General features: G+C 45.8%; 11 protein-coding genes and 1 tRNA gene. 2 read left to right on the forward strand and 10 right to left on the reverse strand.

What is annotated here, in order from left to right; all coding sequences use genetic code 11:
• Positions 1 to 9: 9 nt before the first annotated feature.
• The 9 genes from pgl to BBC0122_RS11120 form a co-directional block, all read right to left on the reverse strand.
• On the reverse strand, positions 10 to 777 hold the full coding sequence (pgl, locus tag BBC0122_RS11085; protein WP_077993825.1) for a 6-phosphogluconolactonase: 768 nt from the start codon (positions 775 to 777) through the stop codon (positions 10 to 12).
• A 9-nt stretch (positions 778 to 786) separates the two neighbouring features.
• The gene (gene zwf / locus BBC0122_RS11090) at positions 787 to 2,265 is read right to left on the reverse strand and encodes a glucose-6-phosphate dehydrogenase (RefSeq protein ID WP_077993827.1); all 1,479 of its coding nucleotides are present in this window, start codon (positions 2,263 to 2,265) and stop codon (positions 787 to 789) included.
• Positions 2,266 to 2,313: 48 nt separating this feature from the next.
• Positions 2,314 to 2,571: a hypothetical protein gene (locus BBC0122_RS12905; RefSeq protein ID WP_149866697.1), complete on the reverse strand. Its 258-nt coding sequence runs from the start codon at positions 2,569 to 2,571 to the stop codon at positions 2,314 to 2,316.
• The gene (locus tag BBC0122_RS11095) at positions 2,568 to 3,845 is read right to left on the reverse strand and encodes an NAD(P)/FAD-dependent oxidoreductase (protein WP_077994683.1); all 1,278 of its coding nucleotides are present in this window, start codon (positions 3,843 to 3,845) and stop codon (positions 2,568 to 2,570) included. The genes BBC0122_RS12905 and BBC0122_RS11095 overlap by 4 nt, the downstream gene beginning before the upstream one ends.
• 11 nt (positions 3,846 to 3,856) lie before the next feature.
• A complete protein-coding gene (locus BBC0122_RS11100; RefSeq protein ID WP_077993828.1) occupies positions 3,857 to 5,284 on the reverse strand; it encodes a glutamine synthetase family protein in 1,428 nt (475 codons plus the stop codon).
• A gap of 698 nt (positions 5,285 to 5,982) precedes the next feature.
• Positions 5,983 to 6,059: transfer RNA gene (locus BBC0122_RS11105), tRNA-His, on the reverse strand.
• 311 nt (positions 6,060 to 6,370) lie between these two features.
• The gene (locus tag BBC0122_RS11110) at positions 6,371 to 6,865 is read right to left on the reverse strand and encodes a hypothetical protein (protein ID WP_077993830.1); all 495 of its coding nucleotides are present in this window, start codon (positions 6,863 to 6,865) and stop codon (positions 6,371 to 6,373) included.
• A gap of 44 nt (positions 6,866 to 6,909) precedes the next feature.
• Positions 6,910 to 7,998 carry a quinone-dependent dihydroorotate dehydrogenase gene (locus BBC0122_RS11115; RefSeq protein ID WP_077993832.1) on the reverse strand — a complete coding sequence of 363 codons (1,089 nt, stop codon included), beginning with the start codon at positions 7,996 to 7,998 and terminating at the stop codon, positions 6,910 to 6,912.
• Positions 7,995 to 8,342 (reverse strand): DUF952 domain-containing protein, encoded by a 348-nt coding sequence (locus BBC0122_RS11120; RefSeq protein WP_077993833.1) that lies wholly within the window; start codon positions 8,340 to 8,342, stop codon positions 7,995 to 7,997. The genes BBC0122_RS11115 and BBC0122_RS11120 overlap by 4 nt, the downstream gene beginning before the upstream one ends.
• 109 nt (positions 8,343 to 8,451) lie before the next feature.
• Between BBC0122_RS11120 and BBC0122_RS11125 the strand changes: the two genes are divergently transcribed.
• Both BBC0122_RS11125 and mscL read left to right on the forward strand, forming a co-directional pair.
• Complete coding sequence (locus BBC0122_RS11125; RefSeq protein WP_077993836.1) at positions 8,452 to 8,847, forward strand: hypothetical protein; 396 nt, start codon at positions 8,452 to 8,454, stop codon at positions 8,845 to 8,847.
• A 158-nt stretch (positions 8,848 to 9,005) separates the two neighbouring features.
• Positions 9,006 to 9,419 carry a large conductance mechanosensitive channel protein MscL gene (gene mscL / locus BBC0122_RS11130; protein ID WP_077972829.1) on the forward strand — a complete coding sequence of 138 codons (414 nt, stop codon included), beginning with the start codon at positions 9,006 to 9,008 and terminating at the stop codon, positions 9,417 to 9,419.
• A gap of 343 nt (positions 9,420 to 9,762) precedes the next feature.
• Here mscL and BBC0122_RS11135 read toward each other — a convergent pair whose 3' ends face one another.
• Positions 9,763 to 12,315 (reverse strand): PAS domain-containing sensor histidine kinase, encoded by a 2,553-nt coding sequence (locus BBC0122_RS11135; protein WP_077993840.1) that lies wholly within the window; start codon positions 12,313 to 12,315, stop codon positions 9,763 to 9,765.
• Between the last annotated feature and the right edge of the window lie 43 nt (positions 12,316 to 12,358).

Below are 12,358 nucleotides of genomic sequence, written 5' to 3' on the forward strand. Positions count from 1 at the left end.
TTCTTTCTCCTAAACTGAAACTGTATCAAATAACGAATGGGTTCCATCCGTAATCTGTTTTTCTTCTTCATTGGGCGACCAGTAGACCTGCACAGGATGGCGGGTGTTTTTCAACACTGCGCGAATTGGCAATTCTTCAACCGGTCCGTCCTGCAAAGCACGCTCGAAAACATCCAGTTTTGTCTGACCTTCAATATGAAGGGCAATGAAACGTGCTTCGGCAATCACCGGCAATGTAAGTGTCAGGCGGGCTTCCTTCAAGCCGCGTGCATGAATTGGTAAAACCAGCGCACGCGATTCCGGATCAATGGCCTGTTTCAAACGGTCACCGCCGGGGAAAAACGAAGCTGTATGCCCGTCGGTTCCCATGCCGAGAACAATGACATCGAAAGGCCGTGGCAAACCATTAATGCGGCTTGCTGCGGAAAAAGCCGCAAGCTCTGCAGTAATTGACGGGTTATAAAGGCCGTAAAAGCGGGCTTTTGAAGCAAAATTCTGTAACAGGCTTGAACGCACCAGACGTTCGTTGGAACGATCATCTGTCACGGGCACAAATCGTTCATCCACCAGAGTGACAAGAATGTTTTTCCAATCAATATCTGCCTTGGCGAGATAATGGAAAAAAAGTTCGGGCGTTTTACCACCCGACACTGCCAGCACTGCCTGTTTGCGTTCAACAATGGCAACACTCAATTCGGCCGCCACCCGATCGGCCAAAGCCGAAGCCAATGCAGAAGGCGTATCAAAATTCAACCGGTTTGTATCCATCAAGCTCATAGCAATACCCTAAACTGTATCGTTCCATGTCCGACCGTCCCGCTCGATCAGGGCAATCGACTTTGATGGCCCCCATGTTCCCGCGGTATATCCCTGAACAGGCATGTTTGTTGCTTCCCAACCTTCTTCAATCGGGTCGACAAAGCTCCACGCTGCTTCAACCTCATCACGCCGCATGAACAATGTCTGGTTGCCACGGACAGCATCCATCAACAGACGTTCATATGCATCGGGATTGCGAACCGGAAATGAATCGGCAAATGTCATATCAAGCGGCACATGGTGAAGGCGCATTCCGCCAGGCCCCGGATCCTTTATCATCAGCCATTGTTTGACACCCTCATCCGGTTGCAAACGGATAACCAGCCGGTTTGGTACAATTTCACCAGCTTCGCTGCCAAAAATATTGTAAGGAATGGGTTTGAACGTCACCACTATTTCCGACATGCGGGTTGCAAGGCGTTTGCCGGTGCGCAAATAAAAGGGTGCACCTGCCCAACGCCAATTGTTAATGTCAACTTTCAAAGCAACAAATGTTTCGGTATTGCTTTTATCTTTTTTAAGATCATCAAGATAGGAACCGACAGGCCCGCTTGTCGAAGCACCGGCCTTATATTGCCCGCGTACCGTGTGGGTTGTCACATTATGGCTATCAATACGGGAAAGTGAATGCAGAACTTTAAGCTTCTCGTCACGAACCACATCGGCCGTATTGGCTGAAGGTGGTTCCATCGCGACAAGGCATAAAAGCTGCAACATATGGTTTTGCACCATGTCGCGAAGCGCGCCCGCATTATCATAATAACCGGCTCTTCCCTCAAGCCCGACCGATTCGGCTACTGTTATCTGGACATGGTCGATATGAGCCGAGTTCCACAATGGTTCATAAAGCGCATTGGCAAAGCGCAACGCCATCAAATTCTGGACAGTCTCTTTTCCCAGATAATGGTCGATACGAAAAATCTGGTTCTCGTGAAAAACACTTGCCAATATATCATTCAGTTTTGTTGCCGTTTCGCGATCACGGCCGATCGGTTTTTCAACAATAATGCGGCTATCATCGGTGACCAGACCATTTTTTCCCAAGCGTTCGGCAATGCTGCCGAAAAGAGCCGGACTGACCGCCAGATAAAAAGCCCTGATAGCTTTGACCGAGGGAATCTCGATGGCTTTTTTCAATTGATCCCAACCCGCGTCGGTTGTGGCATCAACCGGAACATAACTCAATCGCTTTAAAAACCTGTCAACTTCACTTTTATCAATATCGTCGGCAGAAACATGTTTCTCGATCGCTTGGCGCGCAAAATTACGGTATTCTTCGTCTGTCAATTTCGAGCGGGATGTACCGATAATACGTGTCGGCTCACTGAACTGCCCTGTGCATTGGCGGTGATAAAGTGCAGGCAATAGCTTTCTTTCGGCAAGGTCGCCCGCACCGCCAAAAACGATACAATCAAACGGGGGAATAGGAATTATTTTACTTACCATGGAAATATCAAAGTCCTCGGACGCTTCACCTTAAGTGCTCAATCTTGTTCATATCACAATATATATGCCTTGAGGTGCTGAATAAGCTGTTAATTTGGCGTTCACTTCACCGTTAATTTTATCTTTCAAGTCATTAAAATTTGTCAGAAACGCTTTTTTTAAAGGTGCTGCGCAAACAATCGGCTTCTTTTCTTGCCGCTTCCGGTGGCTCAACATTTTTTTGCGGCTCGTTCCGCCACTTTCCGCGCCCCGTATTGGTCGGCAATGTAATAAGATTGAAGCCGAGAAAATTTTTAAAAACTTCAAAATCTATCCATTAATGCAAAAAACCGCATTGCCAGCCAAAGAAGCGGCCTCCTTAACGTTTTTCCACCCGGAAAAGGCGAAATTTTCAGCTCTTTGAAAGAGTGGATACGATCACCTTTGCCGGTTATGCTTTCTGCGTAAAGCTTTCCCATAAAAGGAGCAAGCATAACCCCATGACCGGAATAACCGCCGCAATAAGTAACATTTTGCATAATGTCACGGATATAAGGCATCCGCTCGACCGTTATCGCAACAGTGCCACCCCAACAATGCGTCAGTTCGATTTCACTTAATTTCGGAAAAATTTCTACCATTTGCGCACGAATACGATCGGCGAGATGGTCGGCTACAGCTTTATCGTAACTTTCAACACCACCAAAAAGCAGACGGTTATCAACGCTTTTTCTGAAATAGCGCACGACAAAACGCGAATCGTCCACCGCCTCTCCACCACGCAAAATCTCGCTATCAATCGGCAATGGAGCAGTCGCACCGATATAGGAACGAATCGGAATGATTGTGCGGTCTACAAAACCGCGTAAAGTTTGATTGTAGCCATTGGTGGCGAGTAACACATGCGCGGATTTGATATAACCGTCGGGGGTGGTTATAATGCACTTGTCATTCTTGACTTCAAGCGACGTTGCAGGCGTTTTTTCATAAAGTTCCGCTCCCGCTTTTGAAGCGAGAGAAGCAAGTCCGACAACCAGTTTTAACGGATTGATGTGACCGGTACCGGTATCGCGAATACCACCATAATAGAAATCCGACCCCAAACGGTCTTGCGTTTCCTTGCGGTCCATGAATGACAATTGGTCATAACCATAGCGCAGCATGTTTTCGACATGCGCCTGATAAGCTGCAATCTCGCGTTTCTTATGAATAAGCGACAATTGTCCGGGGAAATAGTCGAGATCTATTTTGTTACCAAGTTCCAATATATCTTTTTTGGCTTCTTCCGCCAGATCGAACAAAGCTTTGGCTCTTTCGTGCCCAAGTGCTTTTTCAAGCTTTTCCACCCATTGACGCTGCCCCGTTCCAAGTTGTCCGCCATTGCGGCCGGATGCGCCATCGCCAAAACGCGCCCCGTCGACAAGCACAACGCGAAGCCCTGCTTTTGCCAGATGATAGCTTGCGGAAAGTCCGGTGAAGCCACCGCCTATAACAGCAACATCGCATTCTTTTGTTTCATGAAGAACGGGGTATGTCGGACGTTCGGCTACGCTGAATTCATACCATGATATACCCGGCGAAATGGTATTGTCGTGAAACATCATCCAATATCCTAAACATTGAGCAGCAAATATTCCCGCTCCCAAGGACTGATAACTTCCATGAAGGTTTCAAATTCTTGCCTTTTGATTGCCGAATAGGTGTTTACAAATGCATCCCCCAACACTGAACGCAACCGTTTATTTTCATCAAATAGCGCTACAGCTTCGACAAGGCCCCTTGGCAAATCCACATGATCGGCATTGACAGTTTGCGAGGACGGTTCATCAGGCTTGAGTTTATCGACAAGCCCTATGAGGCCGCAAGCAAGAGATGCCGCAAGTGCGAGATAAGGATTGGCATCGGACGACGGAAGGCGGTTTTCAACCCGTCGTGCCTGAGGCGCCGAACGGGGAACACGGAAAGCGGTTGTGCGATTGTCATATCCCCAATGGAGATTGACCGGTGCCGAAAGATCGGGAACCAAACGGCGATAGGAATTGACATATGGTGCAAGCATGACCATTGCACTTGCCATATGTTTTTGTAACCCGCCCAGAAAATACCGGAAAGCCTCACTTTCACTGCCATCCGCGCGGGTAAAAATATTGTTGCCGGTCTTCATGTCGACAATAGATTGATGAATATGCATGGCCGACCCCGGTTGGCCCTGAATGGGTTTCGCCATAAAAGTCGCATACATATCATGTTTGAAAGCCGCTTCACGTATCGTGCGCTTGAACAGAAAAACCTGATCGGCAAGTTCGATCGGGTCGCCGTGACGCAAATTGATTTCAAGCTGGCCTGCCCCTTCTTCATGAATCAATGTGTCGATTTCCAGGCCTTGCGCCTCGGAAAAATGATACATATCGTCAATCAATTCATCAAATTCGTTAACACCGGCAATGGAATAGCCCTGCCCGCCGCCGATTGCGCGACCGGAGCGGCCGACGGGAGGTGTCAACGGATAATCGGGATCAGGATTTTTCTGGACAAGATAAAACTCTATTTCCGGTGCAACGACCGGCTTCAATCCCAATTTTGTGTAGGATTCAACGACATTGCGCAAAACATTGCGCGGCGTAAATTCAACCCGTTTACCGCTCTGGTAAACAATATCGCAAATAACCTGCGCGGTCGGATCATCTTCCCACGGGACAACGCTTAAAGTCGCAAGATCGGGTTCGAGACGCAAATCACCGTCATCGGCGGGATAATGGAAACCGTTGCCATCTTCGGGATAATCGCCGGAAATTGTTGCCATAAACACAGCAGATGGCAGCGCAAGTGACGTATCGGAGGTAAACTTGTTTGACGGCATCATTTTGCCGCGAGCGACACCGGCCTGATCGGGGGTAATACATTCAATGTCTTCAATACCGCGAAAAGCCAGCCACTCCGACGCTTCGTTCCAATTTTTCACGCCATAAATATTCTTGAGATAAGCGTGCTGTATTTTTGTATTTTTATCTTTTGCCTTTTTTGTTTTTTTTACCGTCATAAAACACCAAATCGAAATTTATATCGTCAACAGAGAATGATTATCTACTTTCAAAAAATGTGACAGGCAAAAATTGTGACGGGCTTGGCCTTTTGTCAACCGGTTGTTCGTTTTTCACGTGCTTTTTGCCAAATCATGAAAACCGTTTTGAATTCATTTTCCGGTTTTGCCTTAAATTTATCGCAGCGGTTGAGTTTTTCCCTCCGACAACAGTGTCGCGCATTTTCATTATATAGATTATACAAGTTCCTGCCTTATAAAGGTTAGTCAAAAGGAAGATATCTTCTAAAAATATTTCTTTTTTCAATGTCCATCATTTGAAAGCAGGCTTTCCATTTTCGCAATGACGAACGCCCCGTTAATTTCTTGTCTTAGCAAAAAAGACAGCCATTTTTCTTTCACTGACGCGCAAAAGTCCCACAAAACAGGCTTATGCGATGAAATGCCTATCCGTTGATATGATTTATCTTTAGCCGGATATAGCTTCAAAAGAATTTAACGTCGCCTGTTCTGCTTGCTATTTTTTACGTTATTCGATCCATCCGCCGTGATAGGGAGTCTTGAAAAACAACAGCCTAATCATTCATTTTTTTAAATTGGATGTTCTGGCTTTTAACCATCTTCAACAGGGATAAAACGCTAACTCCGGAACCACAAAAGGCCGGACTAAAATAAAAGAAATCAAGCTTGAAAAAAAATGGTACGGTTGGTGGGAGTTGAACCTACGACCTCTGGTGCCACAAACCAGCGCTCTAACCAACTGAGCTACAACCGCATCGGCGGAATTAAACATTCCGACCGGTGACATACGGAAGATCGAACAATTTTGCAAGTGCCTTAACGCATTTTAACCCTATTTATTGGTATTTTCGTCGGGTTTTTGTTTTTTATAAAATGCAAAAATAGTGAAGATTGCCGTTTTTTCAAATAGCCGAGCCGAAGAAATCCGCCGATAGCGAAGAAGTTAAAAACTGTCCAAGAGGGTTATTGCCCCTTTGCCATACGGAACGTTGATAGAATCATGGCTAAAAAATCGGCTTTCAACTTTATTGAATGTTTAAGCCCCAAATAGCGATTATCTTCGCGTTATATTTTTCTAAAAAACGCTTCGCACTTTTCAGGCACTGCTTGGGCACTTTCGGGGAACCAAGTCTTTAATGCACTTGGGTTTATCCCAAAACCGTACTTTTTACTTGTCGCAGTGCTTTCTCTGAAAACCGCTTCGCACTTTTCAGGCACTGCTTGGGCACTTTCGGGGAACCAAGTCTTTAATGCACTTGGGTTTATCCCAAAACCGTACTTTTTACTTGTCGCAGTGCTTTCTCTGAAAACCGCTTCGCACTTTTCAGGCACTGCTTGGGCACTTTCGGGGAACCAAGTCTTTAATGCACTTGGGTTTATCCCAAAACCGTACTTTTTACTTGTCGCAGTGCTTTCTCTGAAAACCGCTTCGCACTTTTCAGGCACTGCTTGGACACTTTCGGGGAACCAAGTCTTTAATGCACTTGGGTTTATCCCAAAACCGTACTTTTTACTTATCGCAGTGCTTTCTCTGAAAACCGCTTCGCACTTTTCAGGCACTGCTTGGGCACTTTTGGGAAACCAGGTTTTTAGTGCACGTGCTCCTAATCAGGGATTTTGCGGTTTGCCCATTCATCGAGAGACAGGTCGCGATATTCCCCTATCTTCCCCACTCCATCTTTTTCCATGGTTTCAAGCACATTTTCCAGAATGTGTCGCGCAAGCCCTGCACCTTCGTAAACCATCGCACTATAAAGTTCGACAAGATCGGCTCCGGCTTTGATTTTTTCGAGTGCCGTTTTCGCATCATAAACGCCGCCCACCCCGATGATCGGTTTTTGCTGCTGCAATCTCTTGCGCATTTTTGCAAGAATAATTGTCGAGCGTTCAAATAACGGCTTGCCGGAAAGCCCGCCCGATTCGCCGCTGAAGCTTTTATTTTGAAGACCTGTTCTGGAAAGTGTCGTATTGGAAACAATAAGCCCGTCAACATCCGAGGCGAGAAGTTCGGCGGCTACATCATCAAGCCCTTCTTCAGTCAAATCAGGAGCTATCTTTAAAAAGACCGGAACATGAACACCCGTCTTTTGTTTTTCTTCCGCTCTCGCCCCGCTCACCGACAGGAGCAATTCCTTCAAACTGTCACGGGCTTGCAAATTCCGTAAGCCCGGTGTGTTCGGTGATGAAATATTGATGGTGAAAAAGCTTGCAACATCATAAAAGCAATGAATGCCGCGCGAATAGTCGAGAATACGATCGTCCGAATCCTTGTTCGCGCCGATATTGACCCCGACAATGCCCTGCTTTTTGCGCTTGGCGAGGCGTTTATGGGCAGCTTCATGCCCCTCATTGTTAAACCCCATGCGATTGATAACAGCCTCGTCTTCACGAAGACGAAAAAGACGGGGTTGAGGGTTGCCCGCTTGTGGGCGCGGCGTGATTGTGCCAACTTCGCTAAAGCCGAACCCCAAACGCAATATTTGATCGGGAACTTCGGCATTTTTATCATATCCGGCAGCCAAACCTAAAAAGTTCGGAAATTCCAGTCCGGCTATGTTCACACTCAAACGTTGGTCATGGATTGCCTCCCCCGAACCGAAGCCCGCCTTCAATGCAAGGATGGAAAGCTTGTGGGCTTTTTCGGGTGAAAGGCAAAAAATCAACGGGCGCAAATAAGAACGATAAAGGTTCATGGCAATACCTCGCTGAACTCGAATAGGCCGTTTTCGTCAGCCTCGAAAGGACTGACACCGACAACAGCTTCAAGCGACAAGTTGCCATAAAGATGAGGAAAAAACGCCCCGCCACGAGACACTTCATAACGCAGTGCCTCTTCATCAAGTTCATCTTCGTCAACGGCGATAAGCAAAAGACCGGTTTGACCTTTAAAATGTTTGTTTGCCGTTTCTGCCACCTGTTCGGCAGTTGAAAAATGGATAAAACCATCGGTAATATCGACCGCAGCACCAGAAAAAACGCCTGAATCTTCGGCTTTTTTCCATTCGTCTTTCGACACAATCTTATAAATCAAGGCCATAGCTTTCGAGCCAATATGCTATTTCGTTGAACATCAAAGTCCATTGAACGGGAAATATTTTTGTTCATCCCTATATAAAGGATATGAGAGTTTCAACCAAGGGATAAAAATGTCGACTTTTCTTAAAACACTTGTTCTTGCATCCTGCTGTGCCATCGGTTTGACAACAATCGGTTCTGCAGCCGATCATCGTTTTGAATTTCAAAAAGTCGATGACGGTTATTTGCGCCTTGATACCGATACCGGCAGCATCGACAAATGTCTTGATAAAGACGGGAAAATAACCTGCGCTATCTCCGGTGACGAACGCGCGCGCTATGAACAGGAAATCAAGACGTTGAAAGATAAAATAGCCGAGCTTCAACAAAATAAAGCCACAACGGGTCTGCCTAGCAAACAGGATATGGATCAGGCTTATGACACAATGAAATATTTCTTCGACAAGTTTAAAAACGACTTTAAAAATAACGATAATCCACCCGAAAACGGTGGCAATAAACTTTAATTTTTCAAACTATACGCGATATTTTCGTGGTAATCTGGAGGAAATAATAACAAAAGCCTTTTCTTACTGTTATTGTGCCATATTTTAGGATCGTAGCGTAATCAACGTTGATTATTGTGAGAATTGAAAACGACTATGAAGAGGCGAGGAAAAGGCTAATGCTGAAAGAATTTCGGGAATTTGCACTAAAGGGCAATATGATTGATCTGGCCATCGGTGTTATTATCGGCGGTGCTTTTGGCGGCCTTGTCAATTCTATTGTCAACGATTTGCTCATGCCGGTCATCGGGCTTATTACCGGTGGCATAGACTTTTCCAACATGTTCATCCAGCTTGCCGGTCAAAAACAGACAACTCTTGCAGCAGCGCGCGAAGCCGGTGCTACAATTGCCTATGGCCATTTCATTACATTGCTCATCAATTTTCTTATTATTGCATGGGTGCTGTTCATTGTCGTTAAAGCAATCAATGCAATGCACCGTAAAGAGCAGCAGGCCCCTGCACCAAAGCCGGTTCCCCGGGACGAGGTATTGCTGACCGAAATACGCGATCTGCTGGCTGCCAAAAAATAATGCCGAAAAATAATATTTGTGAATAAGCGTTTTGATAAAGCGCAATTTACAATAAAATTAAAAAGCTCATGAGTGCGATCGTTCAGGCATTGGAATTGCCCTGAGAAATCATACAAAGTGCTGGCCATTCGAGAAACCGGAGTGTGCCAGCCCGCTTAAAAACACTTAAAATTCCGGCTTGATTTAAAGTGATGCAGTTCCCCCTTATCAAATAACGCCTGCATTGAAGATCTTATTTGCGCATATGCTGAGTCAAAAAATGCGGTTTTGAATGCGCTGTTTTAAGACCCGTTATATTTTTAAAAGGCTTTTCAGGACGAGCACTTAAAATTTCCGCTTTATTTCACAAACGGTGAACGGGGAAAAACACTTCTACTGTTGTTCCCTGTCCCGGTCTTGATAGCAGGATAAGCCTTCCGCCAATTTTTTCGACAAGCCCTTTGGTCGTCGGCAGGCCAAGACCGGTACCGGTAAAGACTGCATCTCCCGCACGTCCGTCTTTTCTTGCAACCTGTCCATAAGGTTGAAGGGCGCGTGCCATTTCTTCCTCATTCATGCCGATACCATTATCGCTCACCGATAATTTTACATAATTTTTGTCTGTCGTTGAAAGATGCACCACAATTTGCCCGCCACGTTGGGTGAAACGGATAGCATTTGACAGAAGATTGAAAATAATTTGCCTGAATTCCTGTGCCTCAATTCCGATTGCCGGTATTTTTGGCGGCATGGTAATGCGAATGATAATGCCGTTTTCGTTTGCCTGATTTTCAAACAATGCAACCGATTTTCTCAATTGCTGGATAACGTCAAAACTTGGCACTGACGATTGACGGTTGTCTATTGCCGTTTCGCTATTCGTTTCTCCAGAGCGCGTTTTTTCTTCGTAACGCGATTTTGCCTTTTCAAGAAAGGAGTTGACGAGTGACAAGATATGTTTTCCGGAAGAAACAATATCGCGCAAATAGCCGCGATAACGCTCGTTTTCTATGCGGCCGAACCGTTCTTCCCGCATAATATCGGCAAAACCGATCATGGCATTAAGCGGCGTTCTGATCTCGTGGATGGTTTGCGCAAAAACCTCGTTATCATAAATTGGCTGGCTTGGAACTGATACATTCGTCATATCGCGCAAAAGACCCGCATATCCTTTTTGATTGGTCAGCGGTACAAGAGTGACAAAAACACGAATGTCATCGCCAGACTTTGTTTGAATATCAGCCGATTGACCGCGGTTGAACAATCGTTTTGCACCACCGCTTTCAAGTGCTGCAAGATAGTCGTTTATTGCTTCTTCGGAAGTCGTCCGGAACAAGCTTTTAAACGGTCGACCGGCCACATCCTCTTTATCATAGCCGGTAAGTGCCGAAGCGGCTGCGCTAAACCCCTCTATAGAGCCGTCATTATTGAGAAAAACAAAGCCGTCTGTTGCTGTATCCAGCAAATTGAGAAGCGAAGACCGTTCGGGGATAAACTTGTTTTCTCCGGATAATTGTTCGTCATGAGCTGTTTTATCGGTTTTTACAGCTTTTGAAAGCGGCCGCGCCACGGCGGGCAATTGTAATTCACTGCGCAAACGTTCTGCAATTTCACGAAAAGCCGAGCGTTCCGAACTGTTCAAAGCCGAACCGGTATCTTGCTCTTGCAATGTTTGATTAGATTGATTTTCTTGGCCCCCAAGAGCCGTTTTGTCTGCGTCCTCCGGCGCGCTTCCCGTCGATAATTGCGATTGAATTGTTTCGTTTTCAACCGGCTTTTCCGGTTGTGGTGCTAACTTATTTTCGACGGTTGCAACAGAAGCAGCATTCTGATTCCCGTTCTGTGGATTTAGCTGCCCGTCGACCGGAGCCTTCACTGTGCCAAAGCCGCGAAACCCGTCCAATTTTCCATCAAGCGACAAAACAGGAAGGCCTGACAAAGAGACTTCCAAATTCGCGTGTTCCCTTTTAGTTGGAAAACGAACAACTTCGTCTTGAAAGGCGATGCATTGCGAAATTTTTTCTTTGAGTTTTAGAAAACCGGCATTCTTATATTCATTATCAAGATCGGCAAGCGAACGGCCAAGCAATTTTTCAGCGTCACCACCACAATCATAAAACGCGTCGGAAAAATTGCTGAACGCACCGTTTTTGTCCATTTGCCATGTAAAACGGGCCGGCTTTTCATTTGTCTTCAGATTGTTCCGGTCGGCTGCGTTTTCATTTATAGTCGCGATATTGAAGCAAAGAACGAGAAAACGTTGCGGTGTTTCGCAAAGGCGAATAGCATTGACCTGTACTTTTCCCCCGCCATTTTTCATCAAGGTTTTAACGGGTGAAAAACCGTCAATAGAAGAAAGAAAAATTTGCAATGCATCGCCAAGCGGCTGAAAATTTCCTGTCTGTGCAAGAATTTCGTTTCCGTCACCAAAAATAGCAGCCGAAATATGATTGTCTTCCAGTCCTTCAAGAAGTGCTTCCGGTTGAGTGATTAAAAGATTCCGATTTATTTCATTTGCCGCTTTGCTTGACCCGTTTGCTGCTCCGGTCGAATGAACTTCCGAGACAAAGATAAACTGTTTTTGATCGTCTCGCGCATTTTTCCCATGCATTTCATTTAATGCATGAGCTTCGCCGGATATGAGTGAAAGTTTGAAAGAGCGTGCCGATCCGCTTTTCCCGCGCAAATGAACCGGACGACCGCTTTTGATGCCATTTTCGATCTGGCGCTTGACTGCACTATCGAAAATCTCTTCCCGATCAAGTGCATCGGTGAGTGATGAAAAGCCGAAAAACGAAAGAGCAGCACCGTCAAGCCACAATAAAACCGATGCATTGCGGTCAAGCACGAAAGAACACTTGCCGCTCAAAAAAGCGTTTCTGATTGTACTTTCAGATAGAAAATCCAGAAATGCCAAGAATTGCTCCACCGGTTAAAGAAATGTTAATTTGTTCTTTTAC

This window comes from Ditibartonella choladocola (genome assembly GCF_002007565.1).
Taxonomy (GTDB): domain Bacteria; phylum Pseudomonadota; class Alphaproteobacteria; order Rhizobiales; family Rhizobiaceae; genus Bartonella; species Bartonella choladocola.

Coding starts and splice junctions, on each gene's coding strand:
- pgl (WP_077993825.1), bottom strand. CDS start 777: ATGAGCTTGATGGATACAAACCGGTTGAATTTTGATACGCCTTCTGCA.
- zwf (WP_077993827.1), bottom strand. CDS start 2,265: ATGGTAAGTAAAATAATTCCTATTCCCCCGTTTGATTGTATCGTTTTT.
- BBC0122_RS11095 (WP_077994683.1), bottom strand. CDS start 3,845: ATGTTTCACGACAATACCATTTCGCCGGGTATATCATGGTATGAATTC.
- BBC0122_RS11100 (WP_077993828.1), bottom strand. CDS start 5,284: ATGACGGTAAAAAAAACAAAAAAGGCAAAAGATAAAAATACAAAAATA.
- BBC0122_RS11115 (WP_077993832.1), bottom strand. CDS start 7,998: ATGAACCTTTATCGTTCTTATTTGCGCCCGTTGATTTTTTGCCTTTCA.
- BBC0122_RS11120 (WP_077993833.1), bottom strand. CDS start 8,342: ATGGCCTTGATTTATAAGATTGTGTCGAAAGACGAATGGAAAAAAGCC.
- BBC0122_RS11125 (WP_077993836.1), top strand. CDS start 8,452: ATGTCGACTTTTCTTAAAACACTTGTTCTTGCATCCTGCTGTGCCATC.
- mscL (WP_077972829.1), top strand. CDS start 9,006: ATGCTGAAAGAATTTCGGGAATTTGCACTAAAGGGCAATATGATTGAT.